Source organism: Candidatus Nitrospira nitrificans, from assembly GCF_001458775.1.
GTDB classification, from domain to species: Bacteria; Nitrospirota; Nitrospiria; order Nitrospirales; family Nitrospiraceae; genus Nitrospira_D; species Nitrospira_D nitrificans.
The window spans coordinates 24589-43645 of the sequence record NZ_CZPZ01000017.1 but is presented as its reverse complement, the minus strand read 5'-3'; the positions used below and the strand labels follow the sequence as shown (position 1 = coordinate 43645).

Genomic DNA, 19057 nt, shown 5'->3' with positions numbered 1-19057 from the left:
AAGCGGCTTCGCGAGACAGGTCGCATCGCTTGGAGTGTGTGAAGCCCGCTTCGCCGCGCCGAGCGTCGACGCAGCGCGAGGCGAGCGCATCGGGGTTGGTGGATGAGAACAGCGGCCTTTTTGAGTATCTTGAGTGATCCTGGCGTGAGTATTCTGCGTAAAGTTCTAACTATATGGCGGGTATCAACCGAGCTTTTCCACAGCCTGCTAGGCTTCGCGAAGATCGAGGCTTTCGAATTTGGCGAATCGGTCCTGGAAGAACAACTCTTTTTTTCCAATGGGTCCATTACGATGTTTACTGACGATAATGTCGGCGATCCCTTTGCGCTCTGAATTCTGGTCGTACACATCTTCCCGGTAAATGAACATGACTACGTCGGCATCCTGTTCGATCGCTCCGCTCTCTCGCAAGTCGGCCAGCATGGGGATCGGCGGTTTCCGGGCCTCCACCGCTCGGCTCAACTGAGAGAGGGCAACCACCGGCACATTCAGTTCCTTCGCCAGGGCTTTTAATGAGCGAGAAATATCGGAGATCTCTTGCTGACGAGACTCCGAATCGCTTCGTCCTTGCATCAGCTGGAGATAATCCACGATGAGAAGATCGAGCCCCTTCTCGGCTTTGAGCCGGCGGGCTTTGCCGCGCATTTGTTGGACCGTGATGCCGCCCGTGTCGTCGATATAGATGGGCGCGAGCTCCAATCGGCCGGCCGCCTCTGCCAACCGCCACCAGTCTTCTTTTTGAAGCTTCCCCGTCCTCAGCGCATGTGAATCCACCCGTGCCTCCGACGCGAGCATGCGCAGGACGATCTGTGGCTTGGACATCTCCAAGCTGAAGATGCCGACCACCGTATTGGCATGAATGGCGGCATGGGTGGCAAACCCTAAGGCAAGGCTCGTTTTTCCCATGCTTGGCCGCCCCGCTACGACCACCAAGTCCGAGGCCTGCAGCCCTGCGGTAATATCATCGAGGTCGTAGTATCCCGTGGGAACCCCCGTGACATGTTCCTTGCGCTTCGAGAGCTTGTCGATGACATCCAGACTTTCCTTGATGACCTGACTGATCGGGCTGAACGACCGTTCCAGTTTGCCTTGAGCGATGCTGAACACCGACCGCTCGGCAAAATCGAGCAGATCATCGATGGAGACTGATCCTTCATACCCTCTTGTCAACACCTCGGTCGAGGTGCTGATCAATTGGCGGGCCACTGCCTTGTCCCGAACAATCTTACAGTGATATCGGATGTTGGCTGAGCTGGAAACGATCTGGACAAGTTCTGCGAGAAAGGCGGCGCCGCCGATCGCTTCAAGTTCACCACGAGACTTCAATCGCTCGGTCAATGTGATCTGATCGATCACTTCGCCGGTGTCGGACAACTCCAGCATGGCCTGGTAGACCTTCTTGTGGGCTGTCCGATAAAAGTCTTCCTCCACCAGCAATTCCATCGCCTTCGGCATCGCGGCGTTATCGAGGAGGATGGCGCCGAGCACCGACTGTTCCGCCTCCAAGTTCTGTGGAGGGAGTTTCGGCTGAGAAAGATCCACCATCCCGGAGGATTTCATGCTACCCCTTCGAGGTCCAACCGCAGGCTTGCGATGAGACCTTCGATCGACACCGTTCGCTTGCGAAGATGAGCACGACCGAGTGATCCCGCGACTCCCCGGCGGTCGCTCGGATGGAGCACCACAACCTGATCGGGTTTGGAACGATTCGCCCCGACGACGATGATAGTATTGATGTTCGCGTCAAAACCTGCCGTCATGGCGGCGCTGAGCAAATTCCGCCCCGATGGATCTACGGTTCGTTGTACCGTTCGGATCCCCGCTCGGCGAAGCTGTTGCGCGACCGAAATCAGCCTTGTCGGCAACTCTACCGGCGCGACGACCAAGACTTTCGGTCCCTCAGACTGCGTCCTATCGGAAAGATTCAGCCCCCGGAAGAGCCGATCCACACTGAGGGCGAAGCCGGTGGACGGAAGGTTTCGACCGAATCGTCCAATGAGGTGATCGTAGCGTCCGCCGCCGCCTAACTCCACCCCAATCCCGTCGGTAAAGACATCAAAGACGATCCCGTCATAATAGTCAAACCCTCTGAATTCTCCGAGATCGAGCAAAATGGTCTCTTGATATCCGGTTTCACAGAGTACCTGATAGACCTGTGCCAGTCGGTCCAATGCTTGGACCAGCGGCCGTTCTCCCTTGGCCAAGGCGCGTCCTTTCGAGAGCACGTCAGCTTGCCCGCACAGTTCCAGTGCGTCCAAAATCCTATGAGCCGACCGTTTGGTGACTCCTTCCTGCGACAGAACCTCTGCCAGTCTCGGTAGATCTTTTCTTGCCGCTGCTTGTTCGGCCCGCTTCCGCCCTTCCGGCGAAAGTCCCGCACGGACAAGGAGTCCTTTGAAAAACCCGACATGTCCCAATGAAATCTTGAACGAACGCAATCCGACCTGCCGCAGGCACTCGATCAAGAGGATGATGATTTCACTATCGGCGGACACATCATCAGCCCCGATCAGCTCGGCGCCGACCTGAAAAATTTCTCGATCTCGGCCTGCATGTTCCGGTTCATATCGAAAGACGGTCGCCCGGTACGACAGACGCAACGGAAAGCTCGCGCCCACCATCCCCATCGCCACCGATCGGGCAATCTGAGCCGTGACGTCGGGCCGCAATAGCAGAATACGACCAGTCGTCCGGTCGACGATCTTATAGGAGTTCTCCAATAACGTCGGTTCGAGGCCTGGCGTCAGCACATCAAGGTACTCGAACGTCGGAAGGATGATCTCGTCGTAGCCAAAACGATTACAGTAGGCCAGTAATTCGGCTTCCAGATGCCGAACCTGACGGGCGGCCTCCGGCAGGATGGTGGCCATCCCGACCGGAACCAATGAATGCTCGCGCAAAGAAGGGAGCTGGCCCGAAGAAGCCCTACGCACCGGAGGAGCAGAGGCCATATATAACCTGGTCGCGAGAACCGTTATGAAAGGTTGGCGACCTTGACGGACAGAATATTCGAGCTGGAACGGATCTGATCCAGGGCCGCAGATGGAAATTCCGTATCGGAACCGATGATCAGCAACGCATCTCCCCCTCGCTTCTCCAAGGCACACTGCATCCGCAAGATATTGATCCCCTGATCCCCGAGGACCTTTCCGACCATCCCGATGACCCCTGGGCGATCGACGTTGTGAATCAACAGCATATGCCCTTCAGGTACCACTTCAACTTTAAATTGCTCGATCTCAGTCACACGGGCCTCTTTCTTGTGATACAGCGTCCCTGCGACCTGATGCGACACCTTGCCGGCTTCGACTCGAACCCGAATCAGGCTCGTGAAATCTCCGGCATCCGTGCTCTTGATTTCTTTGACTTCAATACCCCGTTCTTTCGCCACGCTCGGGGCATTCACATAGTTCACCGGATGTTCCATGATCGGAGTGAGCAGGCCCTTTAAGACGGCGATGGTCAAGGGTGCGATTGAGAGCGTGGTGACCTCTCCGCTGTATTCCACCGTGACTCGTTCGATTCCCCCTTGAACAAGTTGAGTCTGAAGCGCGCCGAGCTTTTCCGCCAGTGTCAGAAATGGTTGCAAGCGAGGCAACAACTCCGGAGCGACCGACGGAATATTGACGGCCCCTTTCGCTACTCCCTTGGTAAAGTAGTCGACAATCTGCTCCGCAATTCCAATCGCAACGTTTTCCTGAGCCTCGATCGTTTGGGCTCCGATGTGCGGGGTGCAGATGAAATTATCCAAGGCGAGAAGCGGGTTGTCAGGCTTGACCGGCTCCTCTTCAAACACATCGAAGGCTGCGGCGGCGACGCGTTTGGTTTTCAACGCTTCGCACAAATCCTGTTCGTTGATGATGCCGCCTCTGGCGCAATTCGCGATCAGCACGCCGGGTTTCATCTTGGCGATGGCCTGCGCGTTGATGATCCCGCGTGTCTCCGGCGTCAGGGGCGTATGGACGGAAATCACGTCTGCTCGTCGGAATAGGTCTTCAAGGTCCACCATCATCACACCCATTCGCTCGGCCCGTTCAGGGGCCAGGTACGGGTCGAATGCAACCACACTCATGCCGATCCCCTGCGCCATCTTGGTCAGGTGACTACCAATCTGTCCGGCCCCGATGATGCCGAGCACCTTGTTGTAGAGCTCGACGCCCATGAATTTGTCTTTTTCCCATTTGCCGGCCTTCACCGACGCGGTGGCTTGGGGAATGCGGCGACTCATCGCGCAGATCATCGACATCGTGTGTTCGGCCGTGGTAACGGTATTGCCCCCGGGTGTGTTCATGACGACGATGCCGCGACGGGTCGCAGCGGGAGTGTCGACATTATCCAGGCCCGACCCGGCCCTTCCGACGACCTTGAGCTTCTCTGCCGCCGCGATCAGTTCCGCCGTCACCTTGGTGCCGGATCGCACGATGAGCCCGTCGGCATCTTTAATCTCTTTGAAGAGCTCATCCTTCGGCATTTTGGATTTCACCACCACGGTGAATCCTGCCTTCTCAAGCGCCTCAACGCCCTGTTTCGACAGGCTGTCACTGATCAGAATTTTCATTCCCGCTGCGGCCATATGCATCCTCGCCGTGATTACTTTGCCATTAAGATTTCTTGCGCTTTTCCGACACCGCTGCCTAGCTTCACCGAATGACCGAGTCCTTTCAGAACCATTTCGGTCGCGGCCAATGCGGTGATCACGTCGAACGAATCCGCGTAACCCATGTGAGACAGTCGAAAGATTTTTCCCTTCAGGTGATCCTGTCCACCGGCAGCGGTCATGCCGTATTGCACACGAAGATTCTTATAGATGGCCTGTCCATCAATTCCATCCGGAGCACAGACCGCCGTCAAGGCGTCGCTCGGCGACTCTTTTGGGAACAGCGCCATCCCGGCGGCCTTCACCCCTTCTCGCATCGCCAGAGCCAGGCGTCCCTGTCGCGCAAACATTTTTTCCAGCCCTTCCGCCTTCATGATCTTGAACACTTCCTGCAGACCGATAATCAGCGACACGGTGGGGGTAAAAAGTGTTTGGTTCTTGGCCTGATTCTCACGTTCTTTCTTGAAGTTGAAATAAAAGGCGGCATTCTTGGCCTTGTCGGCCAGAGCCCAGGCCTTGTCGCTGACGCTGACAAACGCCATGCCGGGAGGGAGCATCAGAGCCTTCTGAGAGCCTGTGATCACGACATCCAAGCCCCAGGCGTCGGTCTTGATATCAAATACGCCAAGCGCCGTAATGGCATCGACCACCAAAATAGTATTGTCATAGCCTTTAACAATCTCACCCAGCGCCTTGACATCATGTGAAACCCCTGTCGACGTCTCGCTGGCCTGGACGTACACCGCCTTGATCGACGGATCTTTCTTCAGGGCATCGGAAATTTGCTGCGGATCTACCGCCTGCCCCCACTCCACTTTGATCTCGCTCGCCTGGACGCCAAAGGTTTTGCAGAGCTTGCCCCAACGCTCTCCAAACTTGCCTCCGTTGACATACAGCGCCTTGTCGCCGGGAGACAGAAAGTTCGACACGGCCCCTTCCATACCGCCCGTCCCGGAGGCCGCCAACATCAGCACATCGTTCCGCGTTTGAAACAGCCATTTCAGTCCTTCGCGAACCTCCGCGAAGATCGGATCAAATTCGGGTGCGCGATGATGGATCATTGGACGGGCCATCGCCAGTAACACCTCCGGTGGAACGGGCGTTGGGCCGGGAGCCAAAAGATACCGCTTCAACATCGATCGATCCTCCTTAAGAATGCAATTCTGAGTGGGTACTACTGGGAGAGGCGGTACGCTATCATTTGCGCCGGGAGACTGTCAAGAAAACGACCTTCGCAAACGAAGCCCGCATCAGGACTTTTCCTCTTGCGGGGACGCCATGGAACATTTTCAGACTCTCCCGCATCATTGTGATGTCTCGGTCCGGCATGACACTACGGGAAGCGGCGCCTGGCTTGCTCCATTTCTTGACAAGTCTGCGATGGATCGATAGGCTCACTTCACAGATGCTGCTCATGATATCGAAACTGTCCTCCCTCGCGATCACCAAAGCGACAGTCGTTGCATTGTGGATCATCGGCGCAAATGCGTTGGTGCCCTGCGTGAGTTGGGCCGACGGTATTCCGTCTGGGGCACCTTCGAGTATTATTTCTGCTCCAGATATGGGATCCCTGCAGGAAGAGGACGATGTCGATCCGAACCTCGTCCCGTTGGAACCAGAGCTGACACTCTCCCCGCCTGATTTATCTTCTACCGAGGACAAGCCTGAACCACTTGGCGAATCATTCTCTCAAGGGCCTCAGAACAGTGCGACTACGGACAATCAGGCCACTGCGTACAACATTCCCATCGTCATTGATCAGACCGTGCAAAGCCACATTCATTTTTTCAATACCTCCATCCGAAGTCGGTTTGAACAATGGCTCTTGCGCTTCAGCCGCTATCGCCCGCTGGTCGAAAATATTTTTGCGGAGTTTAATCTTCCGAGCGATCTTGTGAATCTCTCCCTCGTGGAAAGCGGCTTCAATCCGTACGCCTATTCACGAGCAAAAGCCACGGGCCCATGGCAGTTTATGAAAGGGACAGGGCTTCTCTATGGATTGCGGATCGATTATTATGTCGACGAACGGCGTGATCCGATTAAATCCACCGTGGCCGCGGCGCGGTATCTACGAGACTTGTATGATTTATTCGGCGCATGGCCTCTAGCCATGGCCGCGTACAATGCGGGTGAAGGGAAGGTGCTGCGGGCCCTTCACAAGGCGCAGGCCGAATCCTTCTCGGAGATCTCACGAACGAAGCTCATTAAGCGAGAGACTCAGCAATACGTTCCCCGAATCATGGCTGCGACGATCATTGCGAAGAACCTCGACCAATACGGGTTCAAGCAAGACCTCGCGCCTCTGCATGAATTCGAGGAGGTCGTCGTCACCCGCCCGTTGCATTTTCGGGCCATTTCGAATGTGACCGGCATCCCGTACAACGAGCTTCGGTTATTGAACCCAGAACTTCGGCGAGATGCGACCCCTCCTGGCGATGCGGCCTATCATCTGAAAATTCCTGTCGGCATGAGCGCGAAGGTATTGGAATTGATCGAACGAGTTCCCACACACAAATTCCCTCCCCTGCCGGTGATTCAGGATCGACAGGTTCGACAGGCCAAGGCCGGTTCTGCTCACTGGTACCGAGTTCGAGGGGGCGACACGCTTGAAAAGATCTCTCGACGATTCGGGATTCCCATCAAGACCCTCAAGGCCCGCAATAACCTTTCCAGCCCGGCTCTTAAAATCGGCGAACTGCTGAACATCAGGCGATAGCAATTGCTGCATCTGCTGGTCGTCGACGGATCAGTTGACTACGGTTTGGAGACCTTGGGGGGCGCTGAAAGAGTCGGGGCGGCCGGTGACGGATCGGGATTGTTCTTCGCCTCGATCACCTTGACACGCATGGCAGCTTCGCTCGTCAGAGGAGAGTTTGGATAGGTCTTCATCAACTCCTGATAACGCTTCAAGGCTTCATCGGGCTTCAAGCGATTCTCCTCCAACCTGGCAACTTCAAAGAGCGCGTGATCCCGGTTCATTGCGCCAGGAATCTCGAGGATCGCCGAGTAGGCCTTGACCGCTTGATCAAGATCTCCCTTGAGCTGGTAGGCGTAGCCTAGTTTTTGATGCACGAGACCGAGAAGCGACACATGTGTCCCATACGTCGAGATAAACCGATTATAGGCTTCGATGGCTGACGCGAGATCGTTCGACTGAAGATAGGCATTACCAAGACTGAATTGCGCGAGCGGGGCCGTCGGAGTGCGAGGATACTCGTTGACCACTCGCTGATACAGGGCAATCGCTTCTTTTAGATTGGTTGCCGCTTTTTGCGGATCATTGGACGCACGCATAAAGAGATGGACGGTCGCTTCTCGCTCAAGATCCTGCGCCTTACGAGCATTTTGTTCGTCATACCACAAGACGCCCCAGACTCCTCCCCCCATCAACAGGAGAAGCACAAACCCAACCACAATCGACCAGCGGTAGACCCCGAGTCCAAGCATCCAGTGCTCAAGTCCGCTCACGAGGTGAGCTTCATCCACCGGCAACGTCCGAGGCGGAACTTTAATTCGGTATGTCATGAGCAATCATCACGTCAATGGTTATAGTTGAGGTGCGACTTTCTGCGCCAGAACCTTTGCTTTATACTAAGGATGAATTCTCATTGTCAATGCAATTGGAACGGACTCATGACACAGGGCCGCGATATTGCCGAAGATCTGAAAGAGATTTAGACCACGCATGTTTCGACGCAGACTCACGCGACTCGCGGACCGATCGCTTATGCGCCGACTGTCTCCATTGGCGTCAGGGACAGGGCCGACCATCCACTATGCAGGGCGCGACGTGCTCTTGCTGTCCTCCAACGATTACCTGGGACTGGCCAACCATCCGGATGTCATACGTGCCGCGATCCATGCGACCGAACAGTATGGGGCGGGATCCGGAGCTTCTCGATTGGTGAGTGGAACCCTTCCTCCCCATACGCACCTGGAAGCCGCCCTCGCGACGTTTAAAGGGACAGAAGCCGCCCTGCTGTTTGGAGCCGGTTATCTCGCCAATATCGGCATCATTCCCAACCTCATCGGGCAAGGAGGCCTGATTCTGGCGGATCGATTGTGTCATGCCAGTCTCATCGACGGATGTCGATTGAGCCGTGCCGATCTTCGGATATTCCGCCATCGCGACTGTGCACATTTGGAGTCGCTGCTTCGACGACGGAGAACGACTCGTCCCACGCTCATCATCACAGAAGGTCTTTTCAGCATGGATGGCGATCTCGCTCCATTGTCGGATCTGGCCTCGCTGGCCGAGCGGTATGAGGCGACGCTGTATGTCGACGACGCTCATGGGACCGGCGTCATGGGGCCGACCGGTCGAGGAACGATCGAGCAATTCGGGTTGGAACAGCGGATTCCCTTTCATATGGGAACGCTCAGTAAGGCACTTGGGAGCCATGGAGCCTACGTCGTGGGGTCCAACGACTTCATTCAGTATTTGATCAACGTAACCCGTCCCTTTATTTTTACCACCGCCCTTCCACCGGCCATCGCGGCGGCGGCTTCGGCCGCGGTCGTAGTCATTCAGCGTGAACCCGAACGGCGTATGAGGCTCTGGTCGAATCGGCAACGACTATTCACTGGAATGCAGGCACTCGGTTTTCAGATGACTCAGACCGTCAGTCCGATTTTGCCCATCTTGCTGGGCGACGCCGCCATTGCATCAGCGTTCGCCGACCGACTGCTCACTCACGGGATCTACGCGTCTGCGATCCGGCCGCCGACCGTTCCGGACGGAACCAGCCGCATCCGCTTCACAGTAACGTCGGAACACACGACTGAGCAGATCGACGAAGTACTTCACGTCCTTGACCTCGCTGGTCGTGAGACCGGCATCCTCTAGCCGACCTCCTCAACGGCTGGCACCTTCCGGCTATTTTCTTGCTTTCGTGTTTTCCTATGGCATGATCACTGAAGATTTTCACCTCGCGAGCAACCCCTAACGCTGAGGATCACGGATAATGGATATCTCCAAGCTGCTGACATTTTCAGTCAAAGAAGGCGCCTCCGACTGTCACATCAGTGCCTGCGAACCTCCGATGATTCGCATTCACGGCGATCTGAAAAAACTCGATCATCCTCCCCTGACTCCCGATGAAACTCACGCCCTCATCTACGATATGATGAGCGACTCTCAACGAAAGACGTTTGAGGAAAAACGAGAATGCGATTTTTCCTTCGAGCTCGGAGACATTGCCCGTTTTCGCGTCAACGTGTTCGTGCAGCAACGGGGGCTGGGCGCCGTGTTTCGGAATATTCCGACCACCATTCTTCCCTTGGAAAAACTCGGCATGCCGCCGATTCTTCGGCAACTGTGCGATAAGGAAAAGGGATTGATCTTGGTGACCGGTCCGACAGGCTCCGGAAAATCCACCACGCTTGCCGCGATGGTGGACTATCTGAACAACACGTTTGAGGGGCACATCATCACCATTGAGGATCCCATCGAGTTTGTCCACAAATCCAAGAAATGTCTGGTCAATCAACGAGAACTCGGCGTGCATACCCTCTCCTTCGCCAACGCCCTGAAGTCGGCGCTTCGCGAAGATCCGGACATCGTCCTGGTGGGCGAAATGCGGGACTTGGAGACGATTCAGTTAGCCTTGACCGCCGCGGAAACCGGACACTTGGTCTTCGGCACCCTCCACACTTCCAGTGCGCCCAAAACGATCGACCGCATCATCGATGCCTTCCCGCCGGCACAGCAGGCGCAAATCAGAACACAGCTTTCGGAGGCATTGGAAGCCGTGCTTACCCAAACGCTGCTGAAGAAGAAAACCGGCGGACGCGTCGCCGCGCTCGAAATCATGGTTGCGACGACAGCCGTGCGCAATCTCATTCGGGAAGCCAAACTGCACCAAATCCCCGGGATCATGCAGGCCAGCCAAAAGGACGGGATGCAAACGATGGACATGGCGCTGGTCGACCTCGCGACGCGCGGAATCGTCCATAAGGCCGAAGCGCAGTCCCGCAGTATGAACCCCAATCTCTTTAATTCATCGATGACTGGAGCAGCCTAGCAAAGATGTTGAAAAAGTCCGCCAGCGTCATTCCCCGCCTTGCCGAAGCGGCTTCGCGAGGCAGGTCGCATCGCTTAGTAGTGGGGGAAGCGTATCTCGTGAAGCGAGCAGAAGCTGTGGCCCTTGTGGAACTGCGCTTCTTGGCCCTCGGCTTCGCCGCGCCGAGCGTCGACGCAGCCGCGAGGCGAGCGCGCTGGGGTGGAAGGGTGAAATGCAGGCCTTTTTGAACATCCTTAGGACATTGCTGCACCAGAACGCATATACCATGGAGTATCGCTGATGGATGTTCGCAGTCTCCTAAAAGTGATGGTGGACCGTGAAGCGTCGGATTTGTATTTGACCGTCGACGCCTCGCCGATCTATCGCATCCATGGCGCCACTCAGCCGACCGACGCGCCACCGTTCACCAACGAGCAGCTCGAAGCACTGGCGTTAGCCTTGATGCGCGGTCAGCAGCGCGGCGAATTCGAAGAAAAGATGGAGATGAACCTGGCGCTCTATTACAAGGAGCTTGGTCGATTCCGCGTCAACGTCTTTAGGCAGAGAGGTAATGTCGGATTGGTCTTCCGTCACATTAAAGCCGAGATTCAGACCGTCGAGCAGTTGGAACTCCCCCCGATCATCAAAGATATCGCGATGACCAAACGCGGCTTGGTACTGGTGGTGGGCGCCACCGGATCCGGAAAGTCGACATCGCTGGCCGCCATGATCGACCACCGCAACACCGTCCACCAGGGTCATATCATTACGGTGGAAGACCCGATCGAGTTCGTTCATCAGCACAAGAAATCCATCATCACGCAGCGCGAAGTCGGGTTCGATACCTTGACCTTCCAAAACGCGCTGAAGAATACGCTCCGTCAAGCTCCGGATGTGATTCTGATCGGCGAAGTGCGCGATACGGAAACCATGGAAGCGGCGATTACCTTTGCCGAGACCGGTCACCTGTGCATCGGAACGCTGCATTCCAATAACGCCAACCAGGCGATCGAACGCATCATGAACTTTTTCCCGGTCGAGCGTCACGCTCAGATTTATTTACAGTTGTCGCTGAATCTGCGCGCGATTATTTCCCAACGATTGATTCCGTCGGTCGACGGCAAACGCGTTCCGGCCTTGGAAATCATGCTGGACACGCCGCGCATCAAGGATTTGATCAAGAAGGCCGAGGTCGACACACTCAAGGAAGCCATGGAACAGGGCCTCGACGAAGGGTGTCAGACCTTCGATCATGTGCTGTTTCAGCTCTACAAGGCGAACAAGATCTCGTTGGAACAAGCCCTCATCAACGCCGATAGCGCGAACAATTTACGCCTCAAGATCAAGCTTGAAGGGTTGAAAGGTGATGAGGCCGTAAACGCCCTGCTTGATAAGCAGATGGGGGGACACGGGACCGATGCCTTTAAGATTCAGGGCGGCGCGTCAGGAAACGTCACGCCGATTCGCAAACGATAATCTTCCCTGCGCATCCTTTCAACGAGATACACTCCCTTCGGTTTGGCGCTCAAGATACGACGCCATCTTCTCAAGAGCCAGCGCACTCAGTTTGGATCCATACCACGTCGGCATCGTGTGTTCTGGATACCCCCGCACGACAAACTGTTGCGGCTCCAACACCGATTCGACGATGTACTCATGCACCGTCGTGGCCTGCCCCCGATATTCTGGATCATTGAGCCGTTGAAGACCGGTGCTGCCCAGGACCAACGGAGGCCCGACTTGGCCGGTCGCGCCGGGAATCCCGGGAATGATGTGGCACACCGGGCAGCCGGGTTTGGTCAATATCTCGACGAGAGGTTCATCGCCCGTCACAAGCGACAACGCTTCCGGCGTGAGTGCGAGAGTTGTGGATGAAGTCGGTGGAGGGCCGAAGACTCGGGGATCACGAAGCGCCCACACAACCGACAGCAACACCAGGCCGATCGCAGTCCAGACTACGAGCCGGTCCCTGACGCGCGTGCCGGGATTATGGCCGGATGATGGAGCCAACACCTACAACCTAATCGTCCGCCGCCTATCTCATCCCTTGGACCAGTTTCATGAGCTGATCAAGCCCTCCAGCTTCGATCTTTCCGTTCGGCGTCAGTTTATCGACCAGATCAGGAAGCAGGCCGGCCAGCTGTGAACTCGTGGCGCTGGAGGAAAGTCCCACTTTACTTGCCAATTGGTTCAGAAGATCGCTTCCTAGGCCTTGCTCAACCTGGTTCGGTGTCACCGGCAGATTCTGTCCCGTGCTCACCCAGGAATTCACGATCTCGCCGAGCCCGTTTTTCTGAAACGCCTGGACCAGGCCGGTGAGCCCACCGAGGTTGCTGTCCTTTCCAAGCAGTCCCGCTACCGCCTGCAGAAGAGGATTCTGTCCTGCCTGTCCGCCCAACATGCCACCAACCGTTTGCCCCAATTGATCCATGAGTCCCATAGGCTGGCTCCTTCTTAGAGTGAATACCACGAGGAAATCAGCAGAACGATCCTGCCGATCATCATCCGCAGCGGAGGATGTACCACAGAAATGAACCACAATCCAATGGACACTTACGGATTTCTCCGGTCACGCAGGACCATCACTTTGGAATACAGCGGATACGTGAAGCTCCGATCCGAAGATGGTTGACCAGTCGCAGCCCTACGGTTTAGAGAGGGCTATGCAACACCCTTTTTTTTGTTATGATGCTGCTCATGAGCATAACGATAAAAAAGAACGTGCCCTTCCGTGCAAGCCTTCTGACCGCAGGATGCTGCTTCCTCGCCCTTGGTCCACTCAGTCCCGCTTCAGCAGAAATGTACGTGGCAGGACAGGCGGGGGTGAATTTTGCAGACCGAATTAACAGCATTGCCGGAACGGGACCACTAGCAGGGGCTCCTGGTTCATTCGAAGACTTTGACCTTCAAAATTCGATTACCTATGGTGGGAAGGTGGGATATTTCCCGGGACACAGTTGGTACGGAATTGAGGGCGAGGTGTTTCACACAACTCCCCATAGGAAAAGCTTTGATGATGATCCAAGCACCCCGAACTTTGATCCCGCCTCCGGCGTTCATTTTCGCGTGACCACTGTTGGAGTCAACTTTATTGCGCGATATCCAGGACGTACCTTTCAACCCTACGTCGGCGCCGGTATAGGAGCAGGGATCGGCCATATTGGGGATACAGCTACGGTGCGAAGCGATACGGATGTGGCTGCCGCGTGGAATGTCCTCGCCGGTCTGCGCGCATTCGTGACGCCAAAAATAGCCGTATTTGGAGAGTATAAGTACACGGGCGCGACCTTCAAATTCGATCAAGCTTTCGGTGACTTGGGCGGATTCAGCGGGAATTATAGAGCACAGCACATCCTTGGCGGGCTGTCCTATCACTTCTAAGAGAAGGGGAAAATGTCCATGTTGCGCATGACAATGCTCGCTCCCCTGATCTGTGGAAGCGTCATGTTATCGGCCTGTGCAGAATCTATCCATCAAGTCCAACGTGATACCGAGCTGCTTGGCGTTCCTCTTGGGCTGGAACAGGAGATCGATACCAGCATAAGCTTTACGGATTTGAAGAGAGCTCCCAGCGAATATGTCGGCCGAACGGTCATGATCGGTGGGAACGTGATTAAGGCTAAACGGACGGAAGCAGGAACCGAATTGGAAATCTTGCAGCTGCCGACCGAAAACGAAGGCACCTTGACAGAGGAACGTCTTCGATCTGAAGGACGATTCCTGGCGGTTCGAGAACAATTTCTCGATCCTGCCAGCCTCCCGCAAGGCACACCGATTACCGTAATCGGGACCGTGAAAGGCGAGACCACGAGAGCACTTGATGAGAGCGACTATACCTACCCCATCCTGGAGGTTAAGCATATTATCGACTGGAAGAGTATCGCGGCGCAGAGACGAAGAGATCGAAGTCCATATTACGGTGCTTATTACCCACCCTATGGTCCGAGTGGATTCTATCCGTATGGTGGTGCGTACGGTGGTTATTGGGGGGGACCGTTTGGTGGCTATTATGGAGGACGCGGATTCTATGGGCCCTTTCGAGGTTTTTCGCCTGGCCCCTCATCTCCACCGCCTCCTCCGAGAAGCATTCCACCGGATTTGAGGCGAAGGTAAAAATCCGTGCTGTGACAGGGTGAGGAAAGGCCACCTGAATGAAAAAGAACGATGAGCAAATCGGTCTCTTTCTCTCTCGCCGTCATGCAATGGTGCTCTTGGGGGCAACCGGTGCTGTCTGGCTGATGGGATGTCACCGGAGTCAAGCTGCGACCGGTGTGTCTAGCTCGCCTTGTGTTGTTCGACCTAAGCAGACCGAGGGCCCCTATTTTGTCGATGAACGTTTGCACCGTTCAGACATTCGCTCTGATCCTGCAAATGGTCGAATAAAGGCCGGGACACCACTGACTTTGACGCTGCAAGTCATGAGGCTCAATTCGAACGGTTGTTTCCCCTTGCCGGGTGCTCAAGTCGATCTCTGGCAGTGCGATGCCGAGGGGGTCTATTCGGATGTGGACGATCCGAGTTTCAACACACTGGGCCAACAGTTTTTGCGTGGGTACCAGGTCACTAATACGAGGGGTGAAGCCCAGTTCCTCACCATCTACCCTGGCTGGTATCCGATCAGAACGGTACACATCCACTTCAAGGTTCGCACGGCAGCGATCGCCGGGAGGCATTTTGAGTTTACCTCCCAATTGTACTTTCCCGATGAACTGACCGACCGTGTGCATACCGCTCTCCCCTACTCGTCGAAAGGACGGCGTCGAGTGCGAAATCCCCGTGATTTCATCTTTCGCGACGGCGGCGATCAATTGCTGCTGCAGCTGTCTGAAACACACGATGGCTATGCGGCGACTTTTCCGATCGGCTTGCAATTCTAGCCCGCCACTATGGTTATCTTAGCTAGTTCTCATTTCTTAGTTGCGGTTTGAATCGAAGGACGATATCTTCGGCTCTACTTCATCAACAAAGGGCCGCCTGACTTTGATCGCAAGCCGGATTAATCATTTGATGACGATTCGGACACCGCGATCATTGTTTCCAATCCTGCTCCTTCAGGCACTTGTGATTCTTACGTCCTTTGCCGCCTGCAACAATTCTGGCAGCGGCGACAACGCCGCGAAGAAAACAGAAGCGCCCGCGTCGAACCCTGCTCTAACTTCAAGCCAATTGCCGCCATCTCCAGCAGCGACGGAAACTCAATCATCCAACGCGCCCCAAATCGATCCGAATGCGCCCATCCCAGCGCTCAGCACCAACATGATCGAGGCATTCAGTAAGGAGATCCCGGAACTGGCTCAGGAACGCGAGACCATTTTGAATGCCGAGCAGGAGCCATCAAAGGCGTGATTGAGGACTTCCGTTCAAAGCTCACGACTCCAGCCAAGGCCGACAAGAAAACCAGTTCGCTCATACCAGCCGTCAGCCCACGCGCTGTCCTGTTCGGACAGGCGCGAGGATCCCGCGCGGACTCGTTTAGCTTCGTGGCCTCCACCGAAGCAGCAGATCAGCCAAGCCTATCGGTGTTGGGAGATCTTCAGTTTGGCGTGATCGGCCAGAATCTCGGCATGTTCCTCGGAGGCGCCAACACCGATGCAGATACATCCTCACGCGGCGGAAGCAGGACGGTTCCCATTAAAAGCAACGGACGGGTGGTTGCCGAATTAAAGCAAACCAAGGAACCAGGCCAGCCGTCGATTGCTGAATTGACCACGCAAATTGCCCACCCTATTCTGGGAGTCGACGCGTTTTCAAAGTTCACCATCAGCGGCAGTTTCTGTCCGGCTCCTGACGGATCCGTGTCCATCACGGTCACCTATAGCTCACATGGCCATGCCGGGAAGAAGAAAACGATGACGTACGACAAGCACTATGGGGCCGTCGTGAAGGCGATTGTCGGCGAAGACGCCGAAGCGGCGAAAGAGGACTACCAGCTGACACCCGCCGACGGACCGGACTCCGCACGAAGTAAACTGCTCGGACAAGGCGCCTTCAATGCCGCCCGGATGCACTGGGGAAATGGCAACTGCATTAAGATCATCGCTACCTCTCCCGGCAACGTTGCCCCCAAAACGACCTCAACCATCCCCGTCGATGTCGTCCATAAAGGGGATGGATCGAAAGTGCCGGCGAAGGTGACCGTCGAATTGTCCGGTGGCGCGTCGATCTCACCTGCTGTCATTCCGAAGGCGCCGGGCGAAGTCACCCATAGTGCAGTAGAGGAAAAGGACGCCACCATGAAGGTCACCCTCACCGCCACGTCTCGACGCGGGAAAGCCATGGAGCCTCTCACAATCACGACAGGTACCCAGGTCTATTTGATCGAAGGGGGCGCGGATGCATTTCATGCCACGGGCGTAGCCTGTGACTTCGCAAAACCGTTTAATGTCGATACTCTTGATGATAACGGCATCATTACTGTGACGTTCACGCCGACTTCCGCAACGGGCGGAACATACAGCTACTCCGGCAAGTTAAAAGGGTTTGCCGCCTGGGGCAAAGGATCCTACACCGTGACGTATAGCGGCGACGTTCCTGTGCATCTCACTGCGAAAGGGCCAGGGACAGTCAAAACACCCATGGGAGACATGACAGCCGAAGGAACGGAGGAGTATACGATTACTCCCTATTCATCTAACAGTAATAATTGCAACTGATTCATCTTTCAACAAGGAGATGGCACCCATGCGCATTCAACTCTTTTCGTGGTTCGTAGCCGGCGCGGCCGGTCTGATCCTGGCCGTTCCCGCATTCGCCGGTCCCGGTATTACCGCCGAATATTCGGCGGAGGAGATTATCGAAACGGAGGACGGCGTGACGAAGTCCAAAGTCTATTCGACGCCGACGATGGAACGGCGCGAAATGAGCGCGGGCGGGCAGCAGATGATCGCGATCACGCGCCACGATAAGAAAGTCATGTGGAATCTGATGCCGGAAGAGAAGATGTTCATCGCCATGCCGATCGGCCAGAGTGCCCTGAAAAAAGAGGATAAAACCGATCTCTCGGCCTACAAGATCGATCAGACGCCGATGGGCCAGGAGACCCTGAACGGTGTCGTGATGAATAAAGCCAAGATGATCATGACCGGCAAGGACGGCTCGAAGATGGGTGGTTTCATGTGGACGACGAAGGAAGGGATCCTCGCCAAGATGGACGCGATCTCAGTCGAGAAAGATAAGAAAAGCCGCTTTAAGCTGGAAATGGCCAATCTCAAAATCGGCAAACAGTCTGCCGACCTGTTCGAGGTTCCCAAAGGCTATGAAAAGATGGACATGGGAGCCATGGGTGCGATGGAGGGCATGGGCGACATGGGCAATATGATGAAGGGCATGTTCGGGAAGTAAGGAGGCGCTGATGCGGAAGACACGGGTGCTCATACTGACAGTTGCGATCGCCGTCACACTTGGAACTGCTCAGGCTTGGGCGGATGAACTGTGCTCGGAACCGGATAGGAAAGCCGCGGCAAAAGCCGCGCTCGCGAAAGCCCAAGCCCTTCAAGCCGGTGGCAAACTCCGCGAAGCCTGGGACGCAGCCGGCCAGGCGGACAGCGACTGTGCGGATGTTGATACGGTCAAAAAGCAAGTCGCCAAGGCCATCGGTGCAGACGAGGAGCGCAAGGGGCGGATCGATGAGGCCATCGACTGGTACCAGCGGGTCAACGCCGATGCCGACGCCACCCGGGTCATCACCAAGGCATCGGGAGACCGCCCGGACGACGTGAGGTTCATCGGCCGCGCCATCGAGTATTTTCGCTTGAAAAACGACAAGGGAAATGAACAGAAGATGCGCGATATCGCCAAGCGCAATGTGGAGAAGCAATTGGCCGAAGAAGCCAAACGCTTCGATACGCAACTGAAGGAATCACAGACCTTCCTACAGAAGGCCCAGGAGTGGGCCTACTATGCCGAATGGGGAAAGGACCGAGTGCGCGAGCGCGCACAAATGCGCGGGGATTTCTTCGCCAAGGAGGACTCCCGTATGGCTCTCAAAAAAGCCATCTCCTATTACTTTGTCGGAAGTTTGGACGAGAAGATCAAGAGCGTGAAATCCAAGGCTGCCGGACTCGGCAAGCAGGCGGAAACCAAGGGCGAGCCGGAAGTGGCGGCCGACTATTATATGATCGCGGACCAAGGCGACAAGGCCGAGGCCATCACCAAGCAGGCGGAAGCAGCCAAGCAGAAAGTGGAAGAGGGGCGAAAAAAGACGTTCAAGAAAGACCAGGATGACCTGGAAAAGGCGCTGGGATTCTAGCGCGTGCACGATATCAAAAGCCAACGCCGAGATGAGCAAACACCTGACCGAGGCTCAACGTAAAGCCCTGCGTCTTCCGCCGGCAGGAAGCCCGGCATCGAAATAACCAGCCGCTCAGATTCTTATCGGAATCGTGGCCAGTGTTGATCCGCTGCGTGTTGATTCCGCCTGCTTGGCCAGTCGATTCGCGCCTACTTGATTCTTACCTTC

At 55.7% G+C, this 19057-nt stretch carries 18 protein-coding genes; 11 read left to right on the top strand and 7 right to left on the bottom strand.

The window, feature by feature from the left end:
• Window positions 1-207 precede the first annotated feature (207 nt).
• The 4 genes from dnaB to COMA2_RS11755 form a co-directional block, all read right to left on the bottom strand.
• Window positions 208-1560, bottom strand: coding sequence for a replicative DNA helicase (gene dnaB / locus COMA2_RS11770; RefSeq protein ID WP_090898205.1), 1353 nt, complete (start codon window positions 1558-1560; stop codon window positions 208-210).
• Entirely contained in the window at window positions 1557-2870 is a 1314-nt protein-coding gene (gene hisZ, locus COMA2_RS11765; RefSeq protein WP_175304557.1) for an ATP phosphoribosyltransferase regulatory subunit, read from the bottom strand. The genes dnaB and hisZ overlap by 4 nt, the downstream gene beginning before the upstream one ends.
• A gap of 104 nt (window positions 2871-2974) precedes the next feature.
• Entirely contained in the window at window positions 2975-4573 is a 1599-nt protein-coding gene (serA, locus tag COMA2_RS11760) for a phosphoglycerate dehydrogenase (RefSeq protein WP_245630983.1), read from the bottom strand.
• 17 nt (window positions 4574-4590) lie between these two features.
• Window positions 4591-5733, bottom strand: coding sequence for a pyridoxal-phosphate-dependent aminotransferase family protein (locus COMA2_RS11755; protein ID WP_090898199.1), 1143 nt, complete (start codon window positions 5731-5733; stop codon window positions 4591-4593).
• 278 nt (window positions 5734-6011) lie between these two features.
• On the opposite strand from COMA2_RS11755, the gene COMA2_RS11750 reads away from it, so the two are divergent.
• Window positions 6012-7313 carry a lytic transglycosylase domain-containing protein gene (locus COMA2_RS11750; protein ID WP_175304556.1) on the top strand — a complete coding sequence of 434 codons (1302 nt, stop codon included), beginning with the start codon at window positions 6012-6014 and terminating at the stop codon, window positions 7311-7313.
• A gap of 38 nt (window positions 7314-7351) precedes the next feature.
• On the opposite strand, the gene COMA2_RS11745 is transcribed toward COMA2_RS11750, so the two are convergent.
• Window positions 7352-8122 carry a tetratricopeptide repeat protein gene (locus COMA2_RS11745; protein WP_090898194.1) on the bottom strand — a complete coding sequence of 257 codons (771 nt, stop codon included), beginning with the start codon at window positions 8120-8122 and terminating at the stop codon, window positions 7352-7354.
• A gap of 160 nt (window positions 8123-8282) precedes the next feature.
• On the opposite strand from COMA2_RS11745, the gene bioF reads away from it, so the two are divergent.
• From bioF to COMA2_RS11725, 3 genes are all read left to right on the top strand, one after another.
• Window positions 8283-9443 carry an 8-amino-7-oxononanoate synthase gene (bioF, locus tag COMA2_RS11740; protein ID WP_090898191.1) on the top strand — a complete coding sequence of 387 codons (1161 nt, stop codon included), beginning with the start codon at window positions 8283-8285 and terminating at the stop codon, window positions 9441-9443.
• A gap of 118 nt (window positions 9444-9561) precedes the next feature.
• Window positions 9562-10620 (top strand): type IV pilus twitching motility protein PilT, encoded by a 1059-nt coding sequence (locus COMA2_RS11735; protein ID WP_090898188.1) that lies wholly within the window; start codon window positions 9562-9564, stop codon window positions 10618-10620.
• Between the two features lie 279 nt (window positions 10621-10899).
• The gene (locus COMA2_RS11725; RefSeq protein WP_090898182.1) at window positions 10900-12075 is read left to right on the top strand and encodes a PilT/PilU family type 4a pilus ATPase; all 1176 of its coding nucleotides are present in this window, start codon (window positions 10900-10902) and stop codon (window positions 12073-12075) included.
• 18 nt (window positions 12076-12093) lie between these two features.
• Here the strand turns inward: COMA2_RS11725 and COMA2_RS11720 are convergent, their stop codons facing one another.
• Both COMA2_RS11720 and COMA2_RS11715 read right to left on the bottom strand, forming a co-directional pair.
• The gene (locus COMA2_RS11720; protein WP_139077303.1) at window positions 12094-12609 is read right to left on the bottom strand and encodes a hypothetical protein; all 516 of its coding nucleotides are present in this window, start codon (window positions 12607-12609) and stop codon (window positions 12094-12096) included.
• Window positions 12610-12634: 25 nt separating this feature from the next.
• Entirely contained in the window at window positions 12635-13039 is a 405-nt protein-coding gene (locus COMA2_RS11715; protein WP_090898176.1) for a YidB family protein, read from the bottom strand.
• Between the two features lie 257 nt (window positions 13040-13296).
• On the opposite strand from COMA2_RS11715, the gene COMA2_RS11710 reads away from it, so the two are divergent.
• The 7 genes from COMA2_RS11710 (at window position 13297) to COMA2_RS11680 (ending at window position 18847) form a co-directional block, all read left to right on the top strand.
• Window positions 13297-13980 carry an outer membrane protein gene (locus COMA2_RS11710; RefSeq protein WP_175304555.1) on the top strand — a complete coding sequence of 228 codons (684 nt, stop codon included), beginning with the start codon at window positions 13297-13299 and terminating at the stop codon, window positions 13978-13980.
• Window positions 13981-13998: 18 nt separating this feature from the next.
• A complete protein-coding gene (locus COMA2_RS11705; protein WP_175304554.1) occupies window positions 13999-14712 on the top strand; it encodes a Slp family lipoprotein in 714 nt (237 codons plus the stop codon).
• A 38-nt stretch (window positions 14713-14750) separates the two neighbouring features.
• Window positions 14751-15476, top strand: a complete 726-nt coding sequence (locus COMA2_RS11700; protein WP_090898168.1) for an intradiol ring-cleavage dioxygenase — start codon at window positions 14751-14753, stop codon at window positions 15474-15476.
• Between the two features lie 130 nt (window positions 15477-15606).
• Window positions 15607-15945: a superantigen-like protein SSL4 gene (locus tag COMA2_RS11695; protein WP_090898165.1), complete on the top strand. Its 339-nt coding sequence runs from the start codon at window positions 15607-15609 to the stop codon at window positions 15943-15945.
• Window positions 15942-17252, top strand: coding sequence for a hypothetical protein (locus COMA2_RS11690; RefSeq protein WP_090898162.1), 1311 nt, complete (start codon window positions 15942-15944; stop codon window positions 17250-17252). Before COMA2_RS11695 ends, COMA2_RS11690 begins: the two co-directional genes overlap by 4 nt.
• 28 nt (window positions 17253-17280) lie before the next feature.
• On the top strand, window positions 17281-17940 hold the full coding sequence (locus tag COMA2_RS11685; RefSeq protein WP_090898159.1) for a hypothetical protein: 660 nt from the start codon (window positions 17281-17283) through the stop codon (window positions 17938-17940).
• A gap of 10 nt (window positions 17941-17950) precedes the next feature.
• Window positions 17951-18847 (top strand): hypothetical protein, encoded by an 897-nt coding sequence (locus COMA2_RS11680; protein ID WP_090898156.1) that lies wholly within the window; start codon window positions 17951-17953, stop codon window positions 18845-18847.
• Window positions 18848-19057: the final 210 nt, after the last annotated feature.

Bases quoted from the DNA above. Each gene is read 5' to 3' on its own strand.
- dnaB (WP_090898205.1), bottom strand. From the start codon at position 1,560: ATGAAATCCTCCGGGATGGTGGATCTTTCTCAGCCGAAACTCCCTCCA.
- hisZ (WP_175304557.1), bottom strand. From the start codon at position 2,870: ATGGCCACCATCCTGCCGGAGGCCGCCCGTCAGGTTCGGCATCTGGAA.
- serA (WP_245630983.1), bottom strand. From the start codon at position 4,573: ATGGCCGCAGCGGGAATGAAAATTCTGATCAGTGACAGCCTGTCGAAA.
- COMA2_RS11755 (WP_090898199.1), bottom strand. From the start codon at position 5,733: ATGTTGAAGCGGTATCTTTTGGCTCCCGGCCCAACGCCCGTTCCACCG.
- COMA2_RS11750 (WP_175304556.1), top strand. From the start codon at position 6,012: ATGATATCGAAACTGTCCTCCCTCGCGATCACCAAAGCGACAGTCGTT.
- COMA2_RS11745 (WP_090898194.1), bottom strand. From the start codon at position 8,122: ATGACATACCGAATTAAAGTTCCGCCTCGGACGTTGCCGGTGGATGAA.
- bioF (WP_090898191.1), top strand. From the start codon at position 8,283: ATGTTTCGACGCAGACTCACGCGACTCGCGGACCGATCGCTTATGCGC.
- COMA2_RS11735 (WP_090898188.1), top strand. From the start codon at position 9,562: ATGGATATCTCCAAGCTGCTGACATTTTCAGTCAAAGAAGGCGCCTCC.
- COMA2_RS11725 (WP_090898182.1), top strand. From the start codon at position 10,900: ATGGATGTTCGCAGTCTCCTAAAAGTGATGGTGGACCGTGAAGCGTCG.
- COMA2_RS11715 (WP_090898176.1), bottom strand. From the start codon at position 13,039: ATGGGACTCATGGATCAATTGGGGCAAACGGTTGGTGGCATGTTGGGC.
- COMA2_RS11710 (WP_175304555.1), top strand. From the start codon at position 13,297: ATGAGCATAACGATAAAAAAGAACGTGCCCTTCCGTGCAAGCCTTCTG.
- COMA2_RS11705 (WP_175304554.1), top strand. From the start codon at position 13,999: ATGTTGCGCATGACAATGCTCGCTCCCCTGATCTGTGGAAGCGTCATG.
- COMA2_RS11700 (WP_090898168.1), top strand. From the start codon at position 14,751: ATGAAAAAGAACGATGAGCAAATCGGTCTCTTTCTCTCTCGCCGTCAT.
- COMA2_RS11695 (WP_090898165.1), top strand. From the start codon at position 15,607: ATGACGATTCGGACACCGCGATCATTGTTTCCAATCCTGCTCCTTCAG.
- COMA2_RS11685 (WP_090898159.1), top strand. From the start codon at position 17,281: ATGCGCATTCAACTCTTTTCGTGGTTCGTAGCCGGCGCGGCCGGTCTG.
- COMA2_RS11680 (WP_090898156.1), top strand. From the start codon at position 17,951: ATGCGGAAGACACGGGTGCTCATACTGACAGTTGCGATCGCCGTCACA.